21 protein-coding genes, 1 tRNA gene and 1 pseudogene are annotated in these 24,573 nt (G+C 71.6%); 14 read left to right on the forward strand and 9 right to left on the reverse strand.

Going from position 1 to position 24,573, the window contains the following annotated elements; all coding sequences use genetic code 11:
- Positions 1-283: 283 nt before the first annotated feature.
- Both ACFY0O_RS05180 and ACFY0O_RS05185 read right to left on the reverse strand, forming a co-directional pair.
- The gene (locus ACFY0O_RS05180; RefSeq protein WP_388942976.1) at positions 284-484 is read right to left on the reverse strand and encodes a hypothetical protein; all 201 of its coding nucleotides are present in this window, start codon (positions 482-484) and stop codon (positions 284-286) included.
- Between the two features lie 280 nt (positions 485-764).
- A tRNA-Gly gene (locus ACFY0O_RS05185) sits at positions 765-835 on the reverse strand.
- A 470-nt stretch (positions 836-1,305) separates the two neighbouring features.
- On the opposite strand from ACFY0O_RS05185, the gene dcd reads away from it, so the two are divergent.
- Both dcd and ACFY0O_RS05195 read left to right on the forward strand, forming a co-directional pair.
- Positions 1,306-1,893 (forward strand): dCTP deaminase, encoded by a 588-nt coding sequence (gene dcd, locus ACFY0O_RS05190; protein ID WP_388933269.1) that lies wholly within the window; start codon positions 1,306-1,308, stop codon positions 1,891-1,893.
- Positions 1,890-2,387, forward strand: a complete 498-nt coding sequence (locus tag ACFY0O_RS05195) for a phosphoribosyltransferase (RefSeq protein ID WP_358897974.1) — start codon at positions 1,890-1,892, stop codon at positions 2,385-2,387. Before dcd ends, ACFY0O_RS05195 begins: the two co-directional genes overlap by 4 nt.
- Before the next feature lie 63 nt (positions 2,388-2,450).
- Here ACFY0O_RS05195 and ACFY0O_RS05200 read toward each other — a convergent pair whose 3' ends face one another.
- The 3 genes and pseudogenes from ACFY0O_RS05200 to ACFY0O_RS05210 all read right to left on the reverse strand — a co-directional run bounded on the left by ACFY0O_RS05200 (position 2,451) and on the right by ACFY0O_RS05210 (position 7,012).
- Entirely contained in the window at positions 2,451-3,398 is a 948-nt protein-coding gene (locus tag ACFY0O_RS05200; RefSeq protein WP_388942980.1) for a Yip1 family protein, read from the reverse strand.
- Positions 3,399-4,114: 716 nt separating this feature from the next.
- Positions 4,115-6,331: pseudogene (locus tag ACFY0O_RS05205) on the reverse strand ((Fe-S)-binding protein); the annotation flags it as partial.
- A gap of 111 nt (positions 6,332-6,442) precedes the next feature.
- On the reverse strand, positions 6,443-7,012 hold the full coding sequence (locus ACFY0O_RS05210) for a sugar transferase (protein ID WP_388942982.1): 570 nt from the start codon (positions 7,010-7,012) through the stop codon (positions 6,443-6,445).
- A gap of 239 nt (positions 7,013-7,251) precedes the next feature.
- Between ACFY0O_RS05210 and dnaK the strand changes: the two genes are divergently transcribed.
- The 4 genes from dnaK to ACFY0O_RS05230 are packed head-to-tail and all read left to right on the forward strand — an operon-like array spanning position 7,252 to position 11,436.
- The gene (gene dnaK, locus ACFY0O_RS05215; RefSeq protein WP_358897967.1) at positions 7,252-9,096 is read left to right on the forward strand and encodes a molecular chaperone DnaK; all 1,845 of its coding nucleotides are present in this window, start codon (positions 7,252-7,254) and stop codon (positions 9,094-9,096) included.
- Positions 9,096-9,752 (forward strand): nucleotide exchange factor GrpE, encoded by a 657-nt coding sequence (grpE, locus tag ACFY0O_RS05220; RefSeq protein WP_388942985.1) that lies wholly within the window; start codon positions 9,096-9,098, stop codon positions 9,750-9,752. Before dnaK ends, grpE begins: the two co-directional genes overlap by 1 nt.
- Before the next feature lie 39 nt (positions 9,753-9,791).
- Positions 9,792-10,970, forward strand: coding sequence for a molecular chaperone DnaJ (gene dnaJ, locus ACFY0O_RS05225; RefSeq protein WP_388942988.1), 1,179 nt, complete (start codon positions 9,792-9,794; stop codon positions 10,968-10,970).
- A gap of 1 nt (position 10,971) precedes the next feature.
- Positions 10,972-11,436, forward strand: coding sequence for a heat shock protein transcriptional repressor HspR (locus ACFY0O_RS05230; protein WP_388942991.1), 465 nt, complete (start codon positions 10,972-10,974; stop codon positions 11,434-11,436).
- Between the two features lie 143 nt (positions 11,437-11,579).
- On the opposite strand, the gene ACFY0O_RS05235 is transcribed toward ACFY0O_RS05230, so the two are convergent.
- Positions 11,580-12,647: a helix-turn-helix transcriptional regulator gene (locus ACFY0O_RS05235; RefSeq protein ID WP_388942994.1), complete on the reverse strand. Its 1,068-nt coding sequence runs from the start codon at positions 12,645-12,647 to the stop codon at positions 11,580-11,582.
- 102 nt (positions 12,648-12,749) lie between these two features.
- Between ACFY0O_RS05235 and ACFY0O_RS05240 the strand changes: the two genes are divergently transcribed.
- Together ACFY0O_RS05240 and ACFY0O_RS05245 are read left to right on the forward strand one after the other, a co-directional pair.
- A complete protein-coding gene (locus ACFY0O_RS05240; protein WP_388942996.1) occupies positions 12,750-13,022 on the forward strand; it encodes a hypothetical protein in 273 nt (90 codons plus the stop codon).
- Positions 13,022-13,336 carry a (2Fe-2S)-binding protein gene (locus tag ACFY0O_RS05245; protein WP_042820115.1) on the forward strand — a complete coding sequence of 105 codons (315 nt, stop codon included), beginning with the start codon at positions 13,022-13,024 and terminating at the stop codon, positions 13,334-13,336. Before ACFY0O_RS05240 ends, ACFY0O_RS05245 begins: the two co-directional genes overlap by 1 nt.
- A 185-nt stretch (positions 13,337-13,521) precedes the next feature.
- Here the strand turns inward: ACFY0O_RS05245 and ACFY0O_RS05250 are convergent, their stop codons facing one another.
- On the reverse strand, positions 13,522-13,941 hold the full coding sequence (locus ACFY0O_RS05250) for a pyridoxamine 5'-phosphate oxidase family protein (RefSeq protein ID WP_388942999.1): 420 nt from the start codon (positions 13,939-13,941) through the stop codon (positions 13,522-13,524).
- A gap of 112 nt (positions 13,942-14,053) precedes the next feature.
- Here ACFY0O_RS05250 and clpB point away from each other — a divergent pair, with 112 nt between their 5' ends.
- Both clpB and ACFY0O_RS05260 read left to right on the forward strand, forming a co-directional pair.
- The gene (gene clpB, locus ACFY0O_RS05255; protein ID WP_388943001.1) at positions 14,054-16,645 is read left to right on the forward strand and encodes an ATP-dependent chaperone ClpB; all 2,592 of its coding nucleotides are present in this window, start codon (positions 14,054-14,056) and stop codon (positions 16,643-16,645) included.
- 123 nt (positions 16,646-16,768) lie between these two features.
- On the forward strand, positions 16,769-17,311 hold the full coding sequence (locus ACFY0O_RS05260) for a YbjN domain-containing protein (RefSeq protein WP_388943004.1): 543 nt from the start codon (positions 16,769-16,771) through the stop codon (positions 17,309-17,311).
- Between the two features lie 21 nt (positions 17,312-17,332).
- Here the strand turns inward: ACFY0O_RS05260 and ACFY0O_RS05265 are convergent, their stop codons facing one another.
- Together ACFY0O_RS05265 and ACFY0O_RS05270 are read right to left on the reverse strand one after the other, a co-directional pair.
- Complete coding sequence (locus ACFY0O_RS05265) at positions 17,333-18,481, reverse strand: hypothetical protein (RefSeq protein WP_388943006.1); 1,149 nt, start codon at positions 18,479-18,481, stop codon at positions 17,333-17,335.
- 7 nt (positions 18,482-18,488) lie between these two features.
- Complete coding sequence (locus ACFY0O_RS05270) at positions 18,489-19,673, reverse strand: pyridoxal phosphate-dependent aminotransferase (RefSeq protein ID WP_388943009.1); 1,185 nt, start codon at positions 19,671-19,673, stop codon at positions 18,489-18,491.
- Between the two features lie 693 nt (positions 19,674-20,366).
- Here ACFY0O_RS05270 and ACFY0O_RS05275 point away from each other — a divergent pair.
- The 4 genes from ACFY0O_RS05275 (at position 20,367) to ACFY0O_RS05290 (ending at position 24,553) form a co-directional block, all read left to right on the forward strand.
- Complete coding sequence (locus tag ACFY0O_RS05275) at positions 20,367-20,885, forward strand: DUF2617 family protein (RefSeq protein WP_358897945.1); 519 nt, start codon at positions 20,367-20,369, stop codon at positions 20,883-20,885.
- 139 nt (positions 20,886-21,024) lie between these two features.
- Positions 21,025-22,665 carry a polyamine aminopropyltransferase gene (locus ACFY0O_RS05280; protein WP_388943012.1) on the forward strand — a complete coding sequence of 547 codons (1,641 nt, stop codon included), beginning with the start codon at positions 21,025-21,027 and terminating at the stop codon, positions 22,663-22,665.
- A 159-nt stretch (positions 22,666-22,824) separates the two neighbouring features.
- Positions 22,825-23,685: a CoxG family protein gene (locus tag ACFY0O_RS05285; protein WP_388943015.1), complete on the forward strand. Its 861-nt coding sequence runs from the start codon at positions 22,825-22,827 to the stop codon at positions 23,683-23,685.
- Positions 23,686-23,764: 79 nt separating this feature from the next.
- Positions 23,765-24,553, forward strand: a complete 789-nt coding sequence (locus tag ACFY0O_RS05290; RefSeq protein WP_388943017.1) for an aldose 1-epimerase — start codon at positions 23,765-23,767, stop codon at positions 24,551-24,553.
- Positions 24,554-24,573 lie beyond the last annotated feature (20 nt).

Genomic DNA, 24,573 nt, shown 5'->3' on the forward strand with positions numbered 1-24,573 from the left:
TGTTGGGTCTCCCCTGTCGGGCCCGGCCCGGAATCCCGCCGGCCGGAGGCTTCGCCCCAACGGCGTATCCCAGTCAACGGTGATCAGCCCTGCGTCCGCCAGGTAGGTGCAGGCGGCGGCCAGATCCCGTTCCGGCACGTGGAGGTCGCGCCGCAGCTGCGCTCCGGTGACGCCGAGGAGGCGGTTTCCCTCGACGGCTGCGTACAGGACCCGGAGCACCTGTTCGGTGGGGCTTGCGTTCACGTCGGCCGGGCGCCGGGCGTGTGGGCGAGTCGTGCGCTGGTCAGAGCCCCTCGTCGTGCAGGTCCTCTTCGCGCAGCAGGTCGTCCTCACGGCGGCGCGAGGTCTCCTCCGGGCCGGGCTTCTGTCCCTTCTCGCGGGACGACTTACCCGGCCGGGGCCGCGCGGGGTCTCCGGAGCGATGGTGCTCCTGCGCCTCGTGGCCCTTGCCTGGTTCCTGACGCTTGTCCTGCCTACCGTCCATGACGGCGACTCCTCTTGATGACGGGGTGCGGATTCCTCTCGGATCACGCTGACACGCACAGCGACAGCCCGCATCATGTCGACTGCGAAGCGAGGCGGACGGAGGACGCCCCTCCCCCATGGGCAGCGCCGAAAGGCCGGGCATCCTTCCAGCGCCGAGGAGTACGCGATCCGCCCCCCGCCCGTCGGCCTCAGCGTGAAAGGCGACTGACCGGACGGCGGCCGTCGGCGGTCTGGACAACGAAGAAGGCCCAGGTCTCTGACCAGGGCCTTCGTCCAAGAGCGGATGACGGGAATCGAACCCGCGCTATAAGCTTGGGAAGCTCATGTTCTACCATTAAACTACATCCGCGTGGAGGGCCAGCTGCCTGGCTCCCTACCGTTGCACACTGTACCCCATGATCGACCCCCGGTGAATCCGCCCGCGGGGTCGCCGTCTTCCGGGTGGGGTACCAGGCGTCATGCGGGCGGGAGTTGGGGCGTACCTTGGGGGTGCGGAGCGGCGGCTGGAGTGGGTCTCGTTCATCCCCTAATGTGGCGATTCATCGCAGTACGGCTCGTTGGGGAAAGGGACTCGATGGAGCGCACAGTCGTCCGTTGTGCCGAAGGGCACGTTTTCAGCACCGCCTCCTTCCCGCTGCAGCACCTCGGTGCCGGCCGGATCGGACCGGGGCGGCTGCTGCGGTGTCCGCGGTGCGCGCGGCTGAGGCACGCGGTGCCCGTGGGCGGCATCAAGCGGTAGGGCCGTCACGCACGGCTTCCGGGGCGCGCGGGCCCGCTCTCGATTGGGGGCGGCCCGCGCGCTCTGCGTATCCTCGGGACGTGCTTCTCTCCGACAAAGACATCCGGGCCGAGATCGACAGCGGACGGGTTCGCATCGACCCCTTCGACGAGTCGATGGTGCAGCCCTCCAGCATCGACGTACGGCTCGACCGGTTCTTCCGGGTCTTCGAGAACCACCGCTACGCGCACATCGACCCCGCCGTCGAGCAGCCCGACCTGACCCGCATGGTCGAGCCCGAGGGGGACGAGGCCTTCATCCTGCACCCGGGTGAGTTCGTCCTCGCCTCGACGTACGAGGTCATCTCGCTGCCCGAGGACATCGCCTCCAGACTGGAGGGGAAGTCCAGCCTGGGCCGCCTGGGTCTGGTGACGCATTCGACGGCCGGGTTCATCGACCCCGGGTTCTCGGGCCACGTGACCCTGGAGCTGTCCAACCTGGCCACCCTGCCGATCAAGCTCTGGCCGGGGATGAAGATCGGGCAGCTGTGCATGTTCCGCCTCAGCTCGCCCGCGGAGTTCCCGTACGGCAGCGAACGGTACGGCTCCAGGTACCAGGGGCAGCGCGGGCCGACCGCCTCGCGCTCCTTCCAGAACTTCCACCGCACCCAGGTGAGGCACGAGGCATGAGCGACGTACGCGAGACCCTGACCTACGAGGCGTTCGGCAGCGCCATCCGCGAGCTGGCGCAGACCATCGCCGCCGACGGCTACGAGCCGGACATCATCCTCAGCATCGCCCGGGGCGGGGTGTTCGTCGCGGGCGGTCTGGCCTACGCGCTGGACTGCAAGAACATCCACCTCGTGAACGTCGAGTTCTACACCGGCGTGGGCACCACGCTGGAGATGCCGGTCATGCTGGCGCCGGTGCCCGAGGCGATCGACTTCACCGACAAGAAGGTCCTCATCGCCGATGACGTGGCCGACACCGGGAAGACGCTCAAGCTCGTCCACGACTTCTGCCTGGGCCACGTCGCCGAGGTGCGCTCCGCGGTGATCTACGAGAAGTCGCACTCGCTGGTGAAGTGCGAGTACGTGTGGAAGAAGACCGACGACTGGATCGAGTTCCCGTGGTCCACGGAGCCGCCGGTGGTCAAGCGCGAGGGGCAGATCCTCGACGCCTGAGGTGGTCGAGGGCAACGGGAAGGGCCCGCCGCGCTGGTGCGCGGCGGGCCCTTCCGCGTGTCGTCAGAGGGTGCCGAGCTTGATCATCGACAGCAGGGCGACCAGCTGGATCGCGGACGCGCCCAGCGCCTTCTGCCAGGGCAGGTCGTGGGACTTGCTGACCATCGAGGTGAACAGCGCGCCGGCCGCCAGCCAGGTCACCCACCCCAGGACCTGGACGACCATGTTGTCGCCGCTGAGGAACACCGCCACCAGCAGGCGCGGCGCGTCCGTGATGGACATGACCAGCATCGACAGGCCCACGGTCGGCTGCCACGCCCCGTCGCCGCCCAGCTGGCGCGCCAGCGTGTGGGTGACGGCGCCCAGGATGAGGCCGCAGATGACGAAGGCCACGCCCGTGCTCAGGACGATCGGGACCACCTGGGTGAGGGTCGCCTTGATCACGTCCTCGCGGGCCTTGTCGAAGCCGAAGACCGCGAGCATGCCGTAGATGAAGGTGACCGTGAGCGCGGGGCCCCAGACGGCGTAGTCACGCATCTGCAGGAACGTCGGCCCGGGCCGCAGCACGATGCCGCGCAGCAGGTCCTTCCAGTGCAGGCGCGGCCCGGAGGGGGCGGGGGCCGCGGCGCCCGCGTGGTAGGCCGTGGCCTGGCCGTACGGGTCCTCGCCGACGGAGAAGGCCTGGGTGTGGCCCGGGTCGTCCGCGTACGAGGGCTCGTGCGGGGCGGCGTGGTGCGGCGGCTGCTGGTGGTGGCCGCCGTGGGCACCGCCGCCGTACGGGTCGAAGTACTCGGGCTCCCCGTGGCCGCCGGTGCTCCCGCCCGGCTGCGGCCAGTGCTGCTGTGGCGGCGGACCGCCGGCGGGCGGGTACGGCTGATGGCCGTACGGTGCCTGCGGCTGCGCCTGGGGCGCCTGCTGCTGACCGTACGGCTGCTGCTGCCGCGGTGCGTGCGGGGGTTGTTGCGGGGGGCGGTTGTCGTCCCGGCCCCGTCCGATCCTGAATCCAGCCACGTGATCGAAAGTACCTGCTCGCGCGGGCGGCCGGGGCCGGGGCGGTGGAAACGGGGCCTTTGCGGCTGAGCTGTGACATCCCCTAGGGGGAGTCCGGGTGGGTACCCGCAGTACCCCGCTGCTGGGCGAACGACGACGGCCGGCCCCCTGGGAGGGGACCGGCCGTCGTCGTTCCGGTGCTACCGGGCTACCGGCGGTGCCTACTTGGCGCCGTCGGCCTTCGCGTCCGCCGCCTCGGCAGCGGCCTTGGCGTCCGCACCCGAGTCGGCCTCGGCCGGCGCCTCCGCCTCGCCTTCCGCCGTGACGTCCGACACCTCGGGCTTCGCGGCGTCCTCGGCGACCTCGGCCTTGACCTCCGCTTCCGTGGCCTTGGCGTCCGCAGCCGTGCCGGCCGCGTCCGCCGCGTCGGCCTCGGTCTCGGCCGGGGCCTTTGCTTCGGTTTCCGCCTCGGCCTCGGGCTTGGCTTCCGCCTCGGCCTTCGCTTCGGCGTCTGCCTTCGCCTTGGCCTCAGCCTCAGCCTTGGCCTTCGCTTCCGCCTCAGCCGTGGCCTTGGCCTCAGCCTCAGCCTTGGCCTTCGCTTCCGCCTCAGCCGTGGCCTTGGCTTCCGCTTCGGCGGCGGCCTTCGCTTCGGCGTCGGCCTTGGCCTTGGCTTCCGCCTCGGCGGCGGCCTTCGCTTCCGCCTCGGCGGCTGCGGCCGCTGCGGCCAGTTCCTCCTCCGTCGGTTCCGGGGCCTTCACCGATTCCAGCAGGAGCTGGGCGACGTCGACGACCTGGACGGATTCCTTGGCCTGGCCGTCGTTCTTCTTGCCGTTGACCGAGTCGGTCAGCATGACCAGGCAGAACGGGCAGGCGGTGGAGACGATGTCCGGGTTGAGGGACAGGGCCTCGTCCACGCGCTCGTTGTTGATGCGCTTGCCGATCCGCTCCTCCATCCACATCCGCGCACCGCCGGCGCCGCAGCAGAAGCCGCGTTCCTTGTGGCGGTGCATCTCCTGCTGGCGCAGGCCCGGGACGGCGGACATGATCTCGCGCGGCGGCGTGTAGACCTTGTTGTGTCGGCCCAGGTAGCAGGGGTCGTGGTACGTGATCAGGCCCTCGACCGGGGTGACCGGCGTCAGCCGGCCCTCGTCGATGAGGTGCTGGAGCAGCTGGGTGTGGTGGATGACCTCGTACTCGCCGCCCAGCTGCGGGTACTCGTTGGCGATGGTGTTGAAGCAGTGCGGGCAGGTCGAGACGATCCGCTTCGCCGACTTCGGCTTCTTCGTCGACGCGTCCTCGTCGTCCTCGCCGAACGCCATGTTCAGCATCGCGACGTTCTCCTGGCCCAGCTGCTGGAACAGCGGCTCGTTGCCCAGGCGGCGCGGGGAGTCACCGGTGCACTTCTCCTCGCCGCCCATGATCGCGAACTTCACGCCCGCGATGTTCAGCAGCTCGGCGAAGGCCTTCGTCGTCTTCTTCGCGCGGTCCTCCAGGGCGCCCGCGCAGCCGACCCAGTACAGGTAGTCGAACTCGGTGAGGTCCTCGGCGTCCTTGCCGATGATCGGGACCTCGAAGTCGACCTCCTTGGTCCACTCGACCCGCTGCTTCTTGGCGAGGCCCCAGGGGTTGCCCTTCTTCTCCAGGTTCTTGAGCATCGTGCCCGCCTCGGACGGGAACGCGGACTCGATCATGACCTGGTAGCGGCGCATGTCGACGATGTGGTCGATGTGCTCGATGTCGACGGGGCACTGCTCCACGCACGCGCCGCAGGTGGTGCAGGACCACAGCACGTCGGGGTCGATGACGCCGTTCTCCTCGACGGTGCCGATGAGCGGGCGCTCGGCCTCGGCGAGCGCGGCGGCGGGGACGTCGGCGAGCTGCTCGGCGGTGGCCTTCTCCTCGCCCTCCATGGTCTTGCCGCCGCCCGCGAGCAGGTACGGGGCCTTGGCGTGCGCGTGGTCGCGCAGCGACATGATCAGGAGCTTGGGGGAGAGGGGCTTGCCGGTGTTCCAGGCGGGGCACTGCGACTGGCAGCGGCCGCACTCGGTGCAGGTGGAGAAGTCGAGGATGCCCTTCCAGGAGAACTGCTCGACCTGGGAGACGCCGAAGACGTCGTCCTCGCCCGGGTCCTCGAAGTCGATCTCCTTGCCGCCGCTGGTCATCGGCTGCAGGGCGCCGAGCGCGGTCGCGCCGTCCGCGTTGCGCTTGAACCAGATGTTCGGGAACGCGAGGAAGCGGTGCCAGGCCACACCCATGTTGGTGTTGAGGCTGATGGTGATCGCCCACGTCATGGTCACGCCGAGCTTGACCATCGCGAAGAAGTACACGAGGTTCTGGAGCGTGCCCAGGCTCAGCCCCTTGAAGGCCAGCACCAGCGGGTACGAGGCCCAGTACGACGCCTCGTAGCCCTCCACGTGGTGGATGGCGCCTTCGAGACCGCGCAGGGACATGATGCAGATGCCGATGACGAGGATGACGTACTCGACGAAGTACGCCTGCCATGCCTTCGAGCCGGCGAAGCGCGACTTGCGACCGGCCCTCGAGGGCAGGTTCAGCAGCCGGATCGCGATCAGGACGACGATGCCGAGCGTCGTCCCCAGCGCGATGAACTCGGTGTAGAGCTCGTACGGCAGGAAGCCGCCCAGCACCGGCAGCACCCAGTCGGCCTTGAACAGCTGGCCGTAGGCGGTGACGATCGTCAGGCCGAGGGTGAGGAAGCCGACCGCGACGAACCAGTGCGCGACGCCGACGACGCCCCAGCGGTTCATACGGGTGTGGCCGACGAACTCCTTGGCCAGGGTGACGCTCCGGGCGGCCGGATCGTCGGTGCGGCTGCCCGCGGGGACGGGTTGGCCGATCTTCACGAAGCGGTAGATCTGCGCCACGGCTCGGGCGATCAGCGCGACGCCGACCACGGTCAGGACCAGCGACACGATGATCGCGGCGAGTTGCATGGAGGGGCTCCTCGGGCGGGGACTTACTAAGCGGTAACTTATTGAGTCAAGGCTTGAGGTTACCCATTTCCCGCGCCGCACTGTAGGTGAGTGGGCGGTGATCTGTGTCGCTCAGGCGCGCCTCCGTTCGTAGGCGACCCGAGGGGTCTTCGCGAGGATCGCGAGGTCCATCCCCAGCCAGTGGCTCTCCACATAGTGCCGGTCCAGCAGGGGCATCTCCTCCCAGGGGAGGTCGGAGCGGGCGCTGACCTGCCACAATCCGGTCATTCCGGGGCGTACGAGCAGGCGTTCGGGGTGGTCCGTACGGGGCTCGGGGCGCGGCCCGACCAGCGACATCTCGCCCCGCAGCACGTTCAGCAGCTGGGGCAGCCCGTCCAGGGCGCACCGCCGTACCCAGGTCCCGGGGCGGCCGGCCCCCTCGGTGCGCAGCCGCCAGGTGCGGAAGGGGCGGCCGCCCAGGCCGAGCGCGGGCTCCCGTACGAGGACGTCGGCGCGGGTGGCCCCGTACAGGGCGGCGGCCGCCAGGAGGAGGGGGGCCGCGCAGAGGAGGGCCAGGGGGACCGCGCCGATCAGGTCGCAGACCCGCTTGGCCGGGGGCCTGGCCGGCCATCGCAGCCGGATCCGGAGGCTGGGCACCCGTAGCCAGTCCGGCCGGGCGGGTGGGGTGAGGTGCAGGTGCATGCCGGGCACGCTGCCGGAACCCCGTCCGCCCGGCGGGCGCGCCGCGCGGCTCCGGCCGTCCTGGGAACCCGTTCGGGTGCCGCGCCGGGGTCTGGGGCTCCGCCCCCGACCCCGGTCAAGCCACCCTGAGCCTAAGCAACACCTAAAGGTTGAGCCAACCCGGCTCACCTCTGTTGACGCCGGCGCAGCGTTCGGGCATCCTTGAGTCTGTTCCACTCAAGTCAGCTGGAGGAATCGAAATGGCACGTGCGGTCGGCATCGACCTGGGCACCACTAACTCCGTCGTCAGCGTTCTCGAAGGCGGCGAGCCCACCGTCATCACCAACGCCGAGGGTGCCAGGACCACGCCGTCCGTCGTCGCCTTCGCCAAGAACGGCGAGGTCCTCGTCGGCGAGGTGGCCAAGCGCCAGGCGGTCACGAACGTTGACCGGACCATCCGCTCCGTCAAGCGCCACATGGGCACTGACTGGAAGATCAACCTGGATGGCAAGGACTTCAACCCGCAGCAGATGAGCGCCTTCATCCTGCAGAAGCTGAAGCGCGACGCCGAGGCGTACCTGGGCGAGAAGGTCACGGACGCGGTCATCACCGTCCCGGCCTACTTCAACGACTCCGAGCGCCAGGCGACGAAGGAGGCCGGCGAGATCGCGGGCCTCAACGTCCTGCGCATCGTCAACGAGCCGACGGCCGCCGCCCTGGCCTACGGTCTCGACAAGGACGACCAGACCATTCTCGTCTTCGACCTCGGCGGCGGCACCTTCGATGTGTCCCTCCTCGAGATCGGTGACGGTGTCGTCGAGGTCAAGGCCACCAACGGTGACAACCACCTCGGTGGCGACGACTGGGACCAGCGCGTCGTCGACTACCTGGTGAAGCAGTTCGCCAACGGCCACGGCGTCGACCTGTCCAAGGACAAGATGGCGCTCCAGCGTCTGCGCGAGGCCGCCGAGAAGGCGAAGATCGAGCTGTCGTCGTCCACCGAGACGACCATCAACCTGCCGTACATCACGGCCTCCGCCGAGGGCCCGCTGCACCTGGACGAGAAGCTCACGCGCTCGCAGTTCCAGCAGCTCACCGCGGACCTGCTCGACCGCTGCAAGACCCCGTTCCACAACGTCATCAAGGACGCCGGCATCAGCCTGTCCGAGATCGACCACGTGGTCCTGGTCGGCGGCTCCACCCGCATGCCGGCCGTCGCCGAGCTCGTCAAGGAGCTCACCGGCGGTCAGGACGCCAACAAGGGCGTCAACCCGGACGAGGTCGTCGCCATCGGCGCCACCCTCCAGGCCGGTGTCCTCAAGGGTGAGGTCAAGGACGTCCTGCTCCTCGACGTGACCCCGCTGTCCCTCGGCATCGAGACCAAGGGCGGCATCATGACCAAGCTCATCGAGCGCAACACGACCATCCCGACCAAGCGGTCGGAGATCTTCACGACGGCCGAGGACAACCAGCCGTCCGTGCAGATCCAGGTCTACCAGGGCGAGCGCGAGATCGCGGCGTACAACAAGAAGCTCGGCATGTTCGAGCTGACGGGCCTGCCGCCGGCCCCGCGCGGCGTCCCGCAGATCGAGGTCTCCTTCGACATCGACGCCAACGGCATCATGCACGTCACGGCCAAGGACCTCGGCACGGGCAAGGAGCAGAAGATGACCGTCACCGGCGGCTCTTCGCTCGGCAAGGACGAGGTCGACCGCATGCGCCAGGAGGCCGAGCAGTACGCGGAGGAGGACCACCGCCGCCGCGAGGCCGCCGAGTCCCGCAACCAGGGCGAGCAGCTCGTCTACCAGACGGAGAAGTTCCTCGCGGACAACGCGGAGAAGGTCCCGGCCGAGGTCAAGACCGAGGTCGAGACGGCCGTCACCGAGCTGAAGGACAAGCTCAAGGGCGACGACACCGCCGAGATCCGCACCGCCACCGAGAAGCTCGCCGCGGTCAGCCAGAAGCTGGGCCAGGCCATCTACGCCGACGCGCAGGCCGCCCAGGCCGCCGGCGGTGCCGGTGACGCGGGCCAGGCCAAGGCCGATGACGACGTGGTCGACGCCGAGATCGTCGACGAGGACAAGCCGAAGGGCGGCCAGGCCTGATGTCGGAGGAGACCCCGGGCTTCGACGAGAAGCCCGAAGTCCCCACCGGCGCGGACGACGCCGAGCCGAAGGCCGCCGACTCCTCCGAGGAGAAGGAGGCGGCCCCGGCCGGGGACGCAGCTCAGGATGTTGCCCTCCTGGCGCAGCTGGACCAGGCCCGTACCGCGCTCAGCGAGCGCACCGCGGACCTCCAGAGGCTCCAGGCCGAGTACCAGAACTACCGCCGCCGCGTGGAGCGGGACCGGGTCGCCGTCAAGGAGATCGCGGTCGCGAACCTGCTGTCGGAGCTCCTCCCGACCCTGGACGACATCGGCCGGGCCCGGGAGCACGGCGAGGTGGTGGGCGGTTTCAAGTCCGTCGCCGAGTCGCTGGAGACGGCCGCCGCCAAGATGGGGCTGCAGCAGTTCGGCAAGGAGGGCGAGCCCTTCGACCCGACGATCCACGAGGCCCTGATGCACTCGTACGCGCCGGACGTCACCGAGACGACCTGCGTGGCGATCCTGCAGCCGGGGTACCGGATCGGCGAGCGCACGATCCGCCCCGCGCGGGTCGCGGTGGCCGAGCCCCAGCCGGGCGCGGCCCCCGCGGGGAAGTCCGAGTCCGCCGACGGCGACACGCCGTCCGACAAGGACACGGATGCCCCCGACAAGGGCTGACGCACACCATGTAGGAATCCGGGAGGAGGGTCACCGGGGATGAGCACGAAGGACTTCGTCGAGAAGGACTACTACAAGGTCCTCGGTGTCCCGAAGGACGCCACCGAGGCCGAGATCAAGAAGGCGTACCGGAAGCTCGCCCGCGAGTTCCACCCGGACGCCAACAAGGGCGACGCCTCGGCCGAGGAGCGCTTCAAGGAGATCTCCGAGGCGAACGACATCCTCGGCGACGCCAAGAAGCGCAAGGAGTACGACGAGGCCCGCGCCCTGTTCGGCAACGGGGGCTTCCGCCCCGGTCCGGGCGGGGGCGGCTCGTTCAACTTCGACCTGGGCGACCTCTTCGGGGGCGCCCAGGGCGGCGGCGGCCAGGGCGGCTTCGGCGGTGGCCTGGGCGACGTCTTCGGCGGCCTGTTCAACCGCGGCGCCGGCGCCGGTGCGGGCACCCGCACCCAGCCGCGCCGCGGCCAGGACATCGAGTCCGAGGTCACGCTCTCCTTCACGGAGGCCGTGGACGGGGCGACGGTCCCGCTGCGGATGTCCTCGCAGTCCCCCTGCAAGGCATGCTCGGGCACCGGCGACAAGAACGGCACCCCCCGGGTGTGCCCGACCTGCGTCGGCACCGGACAGGTCTCCCGCGGCAGCGGCGGCGGCTTCTCGCTGACCGACCCCTGCGCGGACTGCAAGGGCCGCGGGCTGATCGCGGAGAACCCCTGCGAGGTCTGCAAGGGCAGCGGGCGCGCCAAGTCCTCCCGGACCATGCAGGTCCGGATCCCGGCGGGCGTCTCCGACGGCCAGCGGATCCGGCTGCGCGGCAAGGGCGCCCCGGGCGAGCGCGGCGGCCCGGCGGGCGACCTCTACGTCGTCGTGCACGTCGGGACGCACCCGGTGTTCGGCCGCAAGGGCGACAACCTCACGGTGACCGTGCCCGTCACGTTCACGGAGGCGGCCCTGGGCGCCGAGATCAAGGTCCCGACCCTGGGCGGCCCGCCGGTCACGCTGAAGCTGCCCCCGGGCACCCCGACGGGCCGTACGATGCGGGCCCGCGGCAAGGGTGCGGTCCGCAAGGACGGCACCCGCGGCGACCTGCTCGTCACGGTCGAGGTCGCGGTACCGGCGGAACTGTCCGACAAGGCCCGCGAGGCCCTGGAGATGTACCGGGACGCCACCGGGTCCGAGGACCCGCGCGCTCTGCTGTTCGAGTCCGCGAAGGGAGCTTGACATGGAAGGCCGCCGGCGACAGACCCGTTTCGGTGACGGGGCGTACCAGTTGACCGACGAGACCCCGGTCTACGTGATCTCGGTGGCCGCCCAGCTCTCGGGACTGCACCCGCAGACCCTCCGCCAGTACGACCGCCTCGGCCTGGTCTCCCCGGACCGCACGGCCGGGCGCGGCCGGCGCTACTCGGCCCGGGACATCGAGCTGCTGCGCACCGTGCAGCAGCTGTCCCAGGACGAGGGCATCAACCTGGCGGGCATCAAGCGGATCATCGAACTGGAGAACCAGGTGGCCGCGCTCCAGCAGCGCGTCGCCGAGCTGTCCGCCGCGGTGGACGGGGCGGCCGCCGCCCTCCAGGCCCGCGAGGCCGCGGTGCACGCCTCGTACCGCCGCGACCTGGTCCCGTACCAGTCGCCGCAGCCGGGCAGCGCCCTGGTCGTCTGGCGCCCCAAGCGCCCGATGGACTGACGCACCGGCCGGCCGTACGTCCGAAGGCCCCGTCCGGCCCCCTCGCGGGGGCCCGGCGGGGCCCGGCCGTACGTCCGAAGGCCCCGTCCGGCCCCCTCGCGGGGGCCCGGCGGGGCCTTCGGCATATCCCACGGGGGATTTCCTCAGCGGGGCGCGGCGAGCCCCTCAGCGGGCCCCTGGCAGCCCGTGGCCGCCTCCCCGTCGCTCCCGCTGTGCAGGATGCCGGACTGGGCGATGAGGTAGCCCAGCTGGGCCCTGCTGCCGCTGCCGAGGGCGGTGGCCAGCTTGGCGATGTGCGCGCGGCAGGTGCGTACGTTCATGCCCAGCCGGCGGGCGATGGCCTCGTCCACGTGCCCCTCGATGAGGAGCTGGGCGATGGAGCGCTGTACGCCGGAGATGCCGTCGGGGCTGTGGGTGTAGGTGACCTCGTCGGTCAGCGGCACGGCCCTGCGCCACAGCTGCTCGAACACCTTGATGAGGTAGGCCACCAGTCCGGGGTGGCGCAGCTCCAGCGCCACGCGCCGGTCGTCGCTGGCGGGGATGAAGGCGACGGTCCGGTCGAACACTATGAGCCGCTCGATGAGCTCTTCGAGGGTGCGGATCTCCACCTTGCCCGCGGAGATCCGGTCCACGTAGGCGAGCGTGCCCTGGCTGTGCCGGGCCGTGTGCTGGTAGAGCGTGCGGATGCTGACGCCGCGGTCGATCAGCGGGGCGTCGCGCTCCAGGGCCTCGCTGAGGGCGGAGGACGGCCGCGCGCCGCCCGGCTGGACCGTCAGCATCTCCGTGTGGCACTCGGCCGTGGCCAGGTCGAGGGCGGCGTTGATCTGGTCGAACCCCTCCAGCACCGTGATGGCGTGGGTGTTGGCGGGGTTCTGTGCGCTGATGGTCAAGAACGGCTCGAATGCATCGGTGAGGTCGATGGCGTTGCGCCGCCGCTCCTGGATCTCGCGCTCCAGCGGCTGCAGCCGCTGTGCGAGTGCCACCGAGGGTGGAACTGCGCGGAGCTGGTTCGCGTCATCCGGATCGGGTCGCAGGAGTGCGAATTCGAGCAGGCAGGGGGCGTTTGCCACTTCGCTCCGAGGCACGCGGCCCGTGCTGAGCGCCGCTGCGTAGAGTCGTGCACCTTCGTCGCACATCGATGTGACGGGGTGGGGATGTGTCGGGTTTGTGTCTGTTATGGGCAAATCTCCACCCCCCAGGGTCCTGAACATGCAAGAACATGATGCATCGTCCCTGTGGCCGTAACGTGCCTGAATGAGCCATGGTCTGACGTGCGGGGGAGAGGATTCCATCAAGTGAGGACGAAGCCGACCATGTACAAGAGAATGCTTCGCTCGGCGCTTGCCGTTGTTTTCTCCGCTGTTGCGGTCTTTGGGGCAGTCAGCGCCGTCCATGGCGATGCGGGGAGCGCTCGGGCCGACAGCGGTTGGAACGCCGCACCGGCGAGTGAGAGCGACAGCGGCTGGAACAACCTGGCCTCCGGCGACAGCGGTTGGAACACCGCGCCGAAGGACGGTGGCTCGGTCGCCACGACGAACGGCGAGCCGGACAGCGGCTGGAACTTCACCCCCAAGTCGGCCGCCTGATGACCCCCGACGACCGCGACTTCCGGCGCGAGATGGCTTCGGCGTACCGCTCCGGCTGGCAGTTCATCGATCTCGCCACGGCGATCCCCTATGCCGGCGACTCGCTGATGGTCACCCTGTTCGGCCAGCCGATCGTCATCGTGCGCGAGGAGGACGAGGACGTCCGTGCCTACCGCTGCCTGCGCCGCCCCCGGGGCGCACCGCAGCCCGTCCGCTGCGAAGTGCGGTACGGCATGGTCTTCGTCAACCTCGATCAGCGTGATCACCAGCTCTTCGAACCCGATATCACCACCGCCACCCCCCGCAGTGCCTGAGGCGATTCCCCCGTCGTTGCAGATCGCTCCAGGTGCTTCCCCCACACAACGGCGCCATCGTGGACCTGACCACGATGGCGCCGTTGTGTTGTCCGCGTCCAGTGCCCGAACAGGACATCCGGGTGAGGATCCGCTGAGAAACGCTCGGGGCCCGCTCGAGGACCGCTCGAATCCGGCCGTCTTCCTCAGGCGCGCCCCATGGCCCGGTCCAGTGTGATCTCCAGGACCACCCGGTCGGGGTTGGGCGAGGGGGTCCGCCCGTACCGCTCCGCGTAGCGCGCCACCGCCTCCGCGACCGAGGCCTCGTCGGCGCGGACCACCGCGCGCCCCTCCAGCGTCGCCCAGCGCCGGCCCTGCATCTGGCAGACCGCCACCCGTGCCGCTCCGCCGGGTGCCTCCAGGACGTTGCGCACCTTCTTGCTGTGCTTGTTGCTGATCACCCGCGCGAGCCCGGCCTCCGGGTCGTACGTCACCCCCACCGGGACCACGTGCGGGGTGCCGTCGGGCCGCGGGGTGGTCAGGGTGCACACGTGCCGCTCCCGCCAGAAGGCGAGGTAGTCGGGCGTCGGGTTGAGTACGTCGTGGACCGGCTTCGAAACAGACATGGCCCGAAGCATATGTCCGGGCCCAATCCGGCCTTGAGTGGAATAGACTCAACTTTGCAGACGCTGAACCAGTCAGAGTTGTGAGAGTCCCGCCGGAGAGGAGAAACCGAGAGTGGACGCCGAGCTGACCAACAAGAGCCGCGACGCCCTGAACGCGGCCACCAGCAGGGCCGTCAAGGACGGCCACGCCGACCTGACCCCCGCGCACCTGCTGCTGGCCCTGCTCGCCGGCGAGGACAACGAGAACATCACCGACCTGCTCGCCGCGACCGAGGCCGACCAGGCCGCCGTCCGCGCCGGCGCGGAACGGCTGCTCGCCGCCCTGCCCAGCGTCACCGGCTCCACGGTCGCGCCCCCGCAGCCCAGCCGGGACCTGCTCGCGGTGCTCGCCGAGGCCGACGCCCAGGCGAAGGCCCTCGGCGACGACTACCTCTCCACCGAACACCTCCTCATCGCGATCGCCGCCAAGGGCGGCGCGGCCGGTGAGGTCCTTTCCGCCCAGGGCGCGAGCGCGAAGAAGCTGCTGGACGCCTTCGAGAACGCACGAGGAGGACGGCGGGTGACCACCCCCGACCCCGAGGGCCAGTACAAGGCCCTGGAGAAGTTCGGCACCGACTTCACGGCGGCCGCCCGCGAGGGCAAGCTCGACCCCGTCATCGGCCGCGACCACGAGATCCGGCGCGTCGTGCAGGTCCTCTCGCGCCGCACCAAGAACAACCCGGTGCTCATCGGCGAGCCCGGCGTCGGCAAGACCGCCGTCGTCGAGGGCCTCGCCCAGCGCATCGTCAAGGGCGACGTACCCGAGTCCCTGAAGAACAAGCGGCTCGTCTCCCTCGACCTCGGCGCCATGGTCGCCGGCGCGAAGTACCGGGGCGAGTTCGAGGAGCGCCTCAAGACCGTCCTCGCCGAGATCAAGTCGAGCGACGGCCAGATCATCACCTTCATCGACGAGCTGCACACCGTCGTCGGCGCCGGCGCCGGCGGGGACTCCGCCATGGACGCGGGCAACATGCTCAAGCCCATGCTGGCCCGCGGCGAGCTGCGCATGGTCGGCGCCACCACCCTCGACGAGTACCGCGAGCGCATCGAGAAGGACCCGGCGCTGGAGCGCCGATTCCAGCAGGTGCTGGTCGCCGAGCCCACCGTCGAGGACACCATCGCGATCCTGCGCGGCCTCAAGGGCCGCTACGAGGCCCACCACAAGGTCGTCATCAACGACAGCGCCCTCGTCGCCGCCGCCACCCTCTCCGACCGCTACATCACCTCCCGCTTCCTGCCCGACAAGGCCATCGACCTCGTCGACGAGGCCGCCTCCCGGCTGCGCATGGAGATCGACTCGTCCCCGCTGGAGATCGACGAGCTCCAGCGCTCCGTCGACCGGCTGCGCATGGAGGAGCTGGCGCTGAAGAACGAGTCCGACCCGGCCTCGATCGAGCGCCTGGACAAGCTCCGCAAGGACCTCGCCGACAAGGAGGAGGAGCTGCGCGGGCTCACCGCCCGCTGGGAGAAGGAGAAGCAGTCCCTCAACCGGGTCGGCGAGCTCAAGGAGCGCCTGGACGACCTGCGCGGGCAGGCCGAGCGCGCCCAGCGCGACGGCGACTTCGACTCCGCCTCCAAGCTGCTCTACGGGGAGATCCCCTCCCTGGAGCGCGAGCTGGCCGAGGCCACCGAGGAGGAGGCCCAGGCCGGCCCGTCGAAGGACAGCATGGTCAAGGACGAGGTCGGTCCCGACGACATCGCGGACGTGGTCGGCGCCTGGACGGGCATCCCGGCCGGCCGGCTCCTGGAGGGCGAGACCCAGAAGCTCCTGCGCATGGAGGACGAGCTGGGCCGCCGCCTGATCGGCCAGACCGAGGCGGTGCGGGCCGTCGCCGACGCCGTGCGCCGCACCCGCGCCGGCATCGCCGACCCGGACCGGCCGACCGGCTCCTTCCTCTTCCTGGGCCCCACCGGCGTCGGCAAGACCGAGCTGGCCAAGGCCCTCGCGGACTTCCTCTTCGACGACGAGCGGGCCATGGTCCGCATCGACATGTCGGAGTACTCCGAGAAGCACAGCGTGGCCCGGCTCGTCGGCGCCCCGCCCGGATACGTGGGCTACGAGGAGGGCGGCCAGCTCACCGAGGCCGTCCGGCGCCGCCCGTACTCCGTCGTCCTGCTGGACGAGGTGGAGAAGGCCCACCCCGAGGTCTTCGACATCCTGCTCCAGGTCCTCGACGACGGCCGCCTCACCGACGGCCAGGGCCGCACGGTCGACTTCCGCAACACCATCCTGATCCTCACCTCCAACCTGGGCAGCCAGTTCCTGGTGGACCCGGTGATTTCGCCCGAGGACAAGAAGGCGCGGGTCCTGGAGGTGGTCCGGGCGAGCTTCAAGCCGGAGTTCCTCAACCGCCTCGACGACCTCGTGGTCTTCTCGGCCCTCACCCGGGACGAGCTGGCGCACATCGCCGAGCTGCAGATCGCCCGCCTCGCCAAGCGCCTCGCCGACCGCCGCCTCGCCCTGGACGTCACGCCCGAGGCCCTGGCCTGGCTGGCCGACAAGGGCAACGACCCCGCGTACGGCGCCCGCCCGCTGCGCCGCCTGATCCAGACGGCCGTCGGGGACCGGCTGGCCAAGGAGATCCTGTCCGGCGAGGTCAGGGACGGGGACACCGTACGGGTCGACGTGGCCGGCGACGACCTGCTGGTCGGCCGGGCCCTGTAGCCCCGCACCGGTAAGGACCGCCGCGCCCCCGTGTCCGCCCGGAGCGGATCGGTGGTGCGGGGGTGGACACGGGGTGGGCGCGATGGTGGAGGATGGCTGTATCCGCACGAAGGGAAGTACACGGTGAGCATCGACCCGGCCTCGATTCCGAACTTCGGGGGGCAGCCCGAACCGCAGGCGACAGGACCGGCGGGCCCCGTCGTCCCCGACCAGGACCTGGTCAAGCAGCTCCTGGAGCAGATGGAGCTGAAGTACGTCCTCGACGACGAGGGCGACCTCGCGGCGCCCTGGGAGGACTTCCGCACGTACTTCATGTTCCGCGGTGAGGGCGAGCAGCAGGTCTTCTCCGTCCGGACCTTCTACGACCGCCCCCACGCCCTCGACGACAAGCCGCAGCTGCTCGAGTCGATCGACGACTGGAACCGCCGCACCCTGTGGCCCAAGGTCTACAGCCACACCCACGACGACGGCTCGGTCCGGCTGATCGGCGAGGCGCAGATGCTGATCGGCACCGGCGTCAGCCTGGAGCACTTCGTGTCCTCCACGGTCAGCTGGGTCCGCGCGTCGATCGAGTTCGACAAGTGGCTCGTGGAGCAGCTCGGCCTGGAGAAGGAGATCGACTCCGCCGAGGGCGACTCCGGCTCCGAGGACGGGGACGACGCGTAGGCGTCCCCGCCCCCCGGCCCGCTACAGGGGCACCTTCGCGACGAGCAGGAGGTACGCCCCGTAGCCGAACGACAGCCCGGCCATGCCGGCGGTCACCGCGACCGCCGTGCGCGGCCGGGCTTTCGCCGTCGCGGCGGCCAGCGGCAGCAGCAGGGGGAACGCGGGCAGCAGGAACCGCGGCTTCGACTCGAAGAACCCCGCCCCGCCGATGGTGATCACCAGCAGGACCGCCGTGTACACCAGCAGCGGCAGCGGCGCCCGGTCCAGCAGCAGGAGCACGGCGCACAGCCCCGCGACGGCCAGCGTGGCCACCGTGACGGCCACCGGCACCGTCACGTTCCCGCCGGTCAGGACCTTGTCCACGACGGAGACCGTGCCCGCGCCGAAGTCGAAGCGCGAGCCCCACTGCCGCTGCACGGTGAAGTAGCCGAGCAGCTCGTGCCGGCGCGCCCCGACGGCCAGCACGTACGCGGCCCAGCCCGCGGGCGCCAGCAGCCCGGCCGCCCACACCTCGGGCGCCCGGTTGCCCCGCAGCAGCTCCCGCAGGGCCGGCAGGCTCACGGCGGCGGCCACGGCGATCCCGGTCGGCCGGGTCAGCCCCGCGAGCACCGCCAGGGAGGCCGCCCCCACCCAGCGCCCGCACAGCATCGCGTACAGGGCCCAGGCGGCCAGCGCGCACAGCAGCGGCTCGGTGTAGCCGAGGTCCAGCACCACCGCGTGCGGCAGCGAGGCCCACAGCGCGACGAGCAGCACCCCGGCCCGCGCCCCGAGCACCCGCTCCCCGACCCGGTACACGCCCACGGCGGCCACCGCGGCGGCCGTCCACGCCACCGCGAGCCCGGCGACGGGGCCGCCGCCGAAGAGGTGCACCAGGGCCGGGTACAGCGGGAAGAAGGCGGCGTCGCTCTGGATGGAGTCGGAGGCGGGCCACATCTGGGTGCGGCCGTAGCCGTCGGCGGCGATGGACAGGTACCAGAAGGAGTCCCAGGAGCCCCCCAGCACCTTGACCGGGTCGCGCCCGGCCCACCAGGCCCCCAGGGAGACCACCAGCGCCCCGGCGCCGCGCACCCCGGCGAACACGGCGAGCGCGAGCCCGGCCGGGCGGGCGGGGTCCGGTCCCGGGAAGGTCCGCGCGGGGGCGGGCGCGGTCCGCTGCGTCGAGACGCCCACGGCCGGCCTAGAGCGCCCTCAGCCGGTCCACCGCTTCGCGCAGGACCTCCGTCTTCTTGCAGAAGGCCCAGCGGACCTGGGTGGCACCGGCCTCCTGGTCGTCGTAGAAGACCTGGTTGGGGATGGCGACGACCCCGCAGCGCCCGGGCAGGGCGCGGCAGAAGGCGAGACCGTCCTTCTCCCCGAGGGGGGAGATGTCGGTGGTGATGAAGTACGTCCCCTGCGGGCGGAAGACCCGCAGGCCGGCGGCGGTGAGGCCCTCGGTGAGCAGGTCGCGCTTGGCGGCGAGGTCGGCGCGGAAGGCGTCGTAGTAGGCGTCGGGGAGGGCGAGGGCCTCGGCGACTGCGTACTGGAAGGGGCCGGAGGAGACGTAGGTGAGGAACTGCTTCGCCGAGCGGACGGCCGAGACCAGCGCGGGCGGGGCGGTGATCCAGCCGACCTTCCAGCCGGTGAAGGAGAAGGTCTTGCCGGCGGAGGAGATGGTGACGGTGCGCTCGCGCATCCCGGGCAGGGAGGCCAGCGGGGTGTGGCCGCCCTCGAAGACCAGGTGCTCGTAGACCTCGTCGGTGACGACGAGCAGGTCGCGCTCGATGGCCAGCTCGGCGATGGCGGCGAGTTCCTCCGGGGTCAGGACGGTGCCGGTCGGGTTGTGGGGGGTGTTGAGCAGGAGCAGGCGGGTGCGGGGGGTGACGGCGTCGCGCAGGGCGTCGAGGTCGGGGCGGAAGTCGGGGGCGCGCAGGGTCAGCGGGACGCGGACGGCGCCGGCCATGGCGATGCAGGCGGCGTAGGAGTCGTAGAAGGGCTCCAGGGCGATGACCTCGTCGCCCGGTTCGAGGAGGGCGAGGAGGGCGGCGGCGATGGCCTCGGTGGCGCCCGCCGTGACCAGGACCTCCGTGTCGGGGTCGTAGCCGAGTCCGTAGAAGCGCTGCTGGTGGGCGGCGATCGCCTCGCGGAGCTCGGGGACGCCCGGGCCGGGCGGATACTGGTTGCCCCGGCCGTCGCGGATGGCCCGGACGGCCGCCTCGGCGATCTCGGCGGGGCCGTCGGTGTCGGGGAAGCCCTGGCCCAGGTTGATCGACCCGGTGCGGGCGGCCAGGGCCGACATCTCCGCGAAGATCGTGGTGCCGAAGGCCGCCAGGCGGCGGTTGAGGAAGGGGCGGTCGCTGTCCGCGGGTGCGCTCATGGGCGCCATCCTGCGGGGAACCTCTGGAGTTGCTCAAGTGTGCTTTGGCGGGTTCGGGCCGCGGGCATCCCCCCTCCACGCGGGACGCGGGGATCCCGTTCCCCGGGGGACCGGGGTGTCAGGAAGGGGGTGATGGCCATGGTCGTCGTCGTACTGGTCGTGGGGGCGATCGCCGCGGTGGTCGTCTGGGTCGCGAGGAAGCTCTCCGGCGGGGGCGGGTCCGGCGGCGGCGGGAGCTCCGGCGGCAGCTGGTGGGCGGGCGGCGGGGGGTCTTCCTCCTCCTGCGGCTCCTCGTCCTCGTGCGGTTCGTCGTCCTCCTGCGGGTCGTCCTGCGGTTCCTCCTGCGGTGGCGGGGGATGCGGGGGGAGCTGACACTGGAGCGGGGCGGAGGCCGCCGCGTGGACAGGACGCCCGGCGGGGACAACTTCCTTCGGGCGTCTTCTTGTTCGGGTGTGTACGAAGGCGTACGGACGGCCTGCGGTTGAACACGTGAACCGGGTAGCCCCCGGGGGGATGTAAACCCCGTCAAGTTGGGTAAATGCGCTGTGAGTGCCGTGCCTTTCATGATTCCCTCGGTTGAGTAGACCAGTCCTCGGAGGACCTCCCTGGACCCCCAGTGGACCCGTGCCGGTGTCCCCCCACCCGTTGCCTACCGCTGGCGGGGTCCGGCCCCTCTCCCTCGCGCGTTTGCGGAGCCGACTCATGCTCACGACCCTCCAGACCACCTACACCGACACGCGTGCCGCCGATCTCGCCTGGGCCCTGGGACGGGACCGGCTGCCCGCCCTGGCCGTACTGAACCTCCAGCTCCAGGACGCGAAGGTGGAGTTGCGCCTGCTCGGGGCCTCCCATCAGGTGCTCCTGGAGGAGGGCGAGGTGCTCTGTTCGGAGACGGTCGCCTGCATGCCCGGCAGCCGTACGCCGCTGCCGCTGGGCGTGGCGAAGCGGGTGGGGGACTGGGAGTACGAGTTCGCGGCGCGCGTGGAGACCCTCTCGCGCGGCTCCTTCGCGGGACGGGCCCAGGAACTCCTCGCGCTGGTCGCGGATCACCCGAACGGACTGGCGGGCACCTTCCCGGGTGACCCGCACGCCTTCACCGCCATGCTCGCCCAGCGGCACGAGGGACAGGTGCGCTGGCGGACCTGGCACGCGTACCCGCAGGAGGGGCAGCTGGTGGCCACCCGGACCCGGGTGGGCGTCCGAATGGGGGCGCCGGTCTAGGGCGCCGGTCTAGGGCGTCGGGCCGGCCGTCCCGTACGGCCGGGTTGCGTACGTGTTACGCCAACTGGCGGGATCGACACGGTACTTGCACCCATGTGGGTGACAGGGTGTCCGTGGGTGGTGACGTACGGTTCGCTGCATGATCGACCGTTCCGCCCCCCGCGGGGTGCTCCCGGCGGCGGAGCCGCGGGGCGTGCAGACCGTTCCGGCCGCCCTGCCCGTACAGCCCCGGACCGGCCGACTCCTCGTCCTGGCCACGGTGTTCGTCTGCGCCGCCTGCGGACTGGTGTACGAGCTGGAGCTGCTCGCCCTCGGCTCGTACCTCATCGGGGACTCCGTCACCCAGGCGTCCGTCGTGCTGTCCGTCATGGTCTTCGCGATGGGCGTCGGCTCCCTCCTCGCCAAACGGCTCCGCACCCGCCCCGCCTTCGGCTTCGCCGCCATCGAGGCCGGGCTCGCGCTGCTCGGCGGGTTCTCCGCCATGGCCCTCTATGCGAGCTTCGCCTGGCTGGGCGAGTCCCGGCCCGCGCTCGTCGCGTTCTCCTTCGCCATCGGGGTGCTCATCGGCGCCGAGATCCCGCTGCTGATGGTCCTCATCCAGCGCATCCGCCGACAGGACGCCGGCGGGGCCGTCGCCGACCTGTTCGCCGCCGACTACGTGGGCGCCCTGGTCGGCGGGCTCGCCTTCCCCTTCCTGCTGCTGCCCGTCCTCGGCCAGCTCACCGGGGCGATGCTCACCGGCACCGTCAACGCCGTCGTCGGCGGCGGGCTCGTCCTGTGGCTGTTCCGCCGCGACCTCAGCCGACGCTGCCGCTGGCTGCTCTTCGCCGTCAACGCGGCGGTCCTGGCCGGGCTCGCCTGCGCGACCCTGCTCGCCGACGACTTCGAGCGCGTCGCGCGCACCGCGGTCTACGGCGCGGAGGTGCGGGTGGCCGTGCAGACCGGGGTGCAGGAACTGGTGCTGACCGGCCCCTCCACCGGCTCCCCGCGCTCCCTCGACCTCTACCTCGACGGGCGGCTGCGGGTCAGCGGCTACGACGAGTACCGCTACCACGAGGCCCTGGTCCACCCCGCGATGACCGGCCCGCACGCCCGGGTCCTGGTCCTCGGCGGCGGCGACGGGCTCGCCGCCCGCGAGGTCCTGCGCTACCCGGACGTCGTCTCCGTCACCGTCGTCGAGCTCGACCCCGGGGTGGTCGAGCTCGCCCGGACCGACCCGATGCTCTCAGCCCTCAACGGCCGCGCCTACGAGGACCCGCGGCTGGGCGTGGTCTCCCAGGACGCCTTCCGCTGGCTGCGCGGACCCGCCGCCCGCGCCCGCTTCGACGTGATCGTCTCCGACCTCCCCGACCCCGGCATCACCCCGAGCACCAAGCTGTACTCGCAGGAGTTCTACGGGCTGGCCGCGCGGGCCCTGAACCGGGGCGGCCGCATCGCCGTCCACGCCGGCCCGCTGGGCACCAGGCCCCGTACGTACTGGACCGTCGAGTCCACGCTGCGCGCCGCCGGCCTGCGCACCACCCCCTACAGCGCGGGCGGCCGCCTCTCCGGCTTCGCCGCCGGGCCCGACCGCACCCTCGGGGCCGCCGACGCCCCGCCGCAGGACTGGGGCTTCGTCCTCGCCGCCCGGGAGGGGCCCCCCGAGCTGCGGGTGGACCGCGACACGCCCGCCCTGCGAGCGGTGTCCACCCGGGGCCTGCAGGACGCCGCCCGCGACGCGGCCCGCGCCCGCCTCACCGGCCTGCCCCCGTCCACCCTCCCGCACCCGCGCTACTCCTAGGGCCTGTCCGGCGGATCAGGGTCGGACAGGCCGCGGCGCCGTGCCGGGCGCCGCGGCCCGGGCCGTGATCCGCCGGACAGGCCCTAGGGGTGTCCGCCTGGGCAGCCCGTGCCGCCGCGTCCGTGTGCAGGGGCGGCTCGCGTCGGTAGGCTCGGCCGCATGGAGCATCAGGTGTTCGTACCGGTACCGGCAGACGATCTGCGCGCCGTGCTGCGCGACCCCGCCCGGGTGGCGCGCTGCGTGCCCGGACTCCAGCAGGACGCCGACGCGGAGGCGGCCGCCGGGACCGTGACCGGGCGGCTCAGGCTGCGCGTCGGCTCCAGCAGCGTCACCTACCGGGGGACGCTGGCGCTCGCCGAGCGGGACCCGGAGCACTTCATCGCCGAGTGCGAGGGCGCCGAGGTGCGCGGCCACGGCAGCGTCAAGCTGTCGGCCGTGCTGCGGCTGACCTCCCACGACGGCGGGACCCGGCTGGAGTTCACCGGGGAGGGCGGCGCCGAGGGGCGTACCGCCGCCCTGGACCCCGAGGCCCTGACCGCCGCCGTCCGGAAGCTGCTCGACCGGCTCTGCGCCAACCTGGCCGAGGAAGCCGGATCCCGGGAGCCCGGGGCGGAGGGGGAGCCGGGGCCCGGCGCGGCGTCCGTGTTCGACACGGAGGTGCCGCCGTCCTCCCTCGACCCGTTCCCGGGCGCGGACTTCCCCGACCTCCCCGACCTCCCCGACTTCGCCGACCTGCCCGGGCTCGGCGAACTCCCGCAGGCCCCCGGGCTCGGGGACGGCGCCGCCGACGATCCCACCGCGCCCACGAACCCCCCGGCCGAGGCCGCCCACGCCCGCCGCACGATGATCGGCCGCAGCGCGGAGGAGGTCGACCACGCACCCCCGCGCGGCCGTTACGCCCCCGTCCCGGCCCCCTCCTCCGGCGGGAGCACCCCCGTCCTGCGCTGGATCGCCCCGGCCGCGGCCCTGGCCCTGGCCTCGGCGGTGGTCGTCGGACGGGCCCTGCGCCGCCGCCGCTGAACGGCCGCCGAACGGCGCCGAGCCGCCGCCGAGCCTCCGTTGAGCGGCAGCCGACCCCGATCGCCGTAGGGTCGGCCGTATGAGTACGCAACTGAGCGCCGGCGGCGCCGACATCACCATCGACCAGGAGAACGGCTGCCGCATCGGCAGCCTGCGCGTCGACGGCACCGAGCTGCTGCGCCAGGGCCCGCGCTACGGCGCCTTCCCGATGGTCCCCTGGTGCGGCCGCACCGCGAACGGACGGTTCCGCGACGGCGGCACCGTCCACCAGCTGCCCGTCAACCACCCCCCGCACGCCATCCACGGACTCGGCCGCGACCTGCCCTGGCGGAGCGCTTCCGTGAGCGACACCGGGGCCTCCTTCTACTTCGACCTCGCCGATCCCTGGCCCCACGCCGGCCGGGTGACGCAGGTCTTCGAGCTGAGCGGGGACTCCCTCAAGATCACCATGGGGGTGGAGACGTACCAGGACTCCTTCCCGGCCCAGGCCGGCTGGCACCCCTGGTTCAACCGCACGCTGACCGACGGGGGCGCCGAGGCGCAGCTCGCCTTCGAGCCGGCCTGGCAGGAGGAGCGCGGCGCGGACCACCTGCCGACCGGCCGCCGGATCGACCCCGCCCCGGGCCCATGGGACGACTGCTTCGGGATGCCCTACGGGGTCGACGCCACCCTCACCTGGCCCGGGGAGCTGGAGCTGAAGGTCACCAGCCCGGCCGAATGGGTGGTCGTGTACGACGAGCAGCCCGAGGCCGTCTGCGTGGAGCCGCAGTCGGGCCCGCCGAACGGACTGAACACCCTCCCGCGCCTGGTCACCCCGGTGGACCCGCTGGAGGTCTCCACGACCTGGACCTGGCGCCGCCTCGGCTAGCGCCCCCTTAAGCTCGACGT

Source organism: Streptomyces sp. NPDC001594 (assembly GCF_042893675.1).
Taxonomy (GTDB): Bacteria; Actinomycetota; Actinomycetes; order Streptomycetales; family Streptomycetaceae; genus Streptomyces.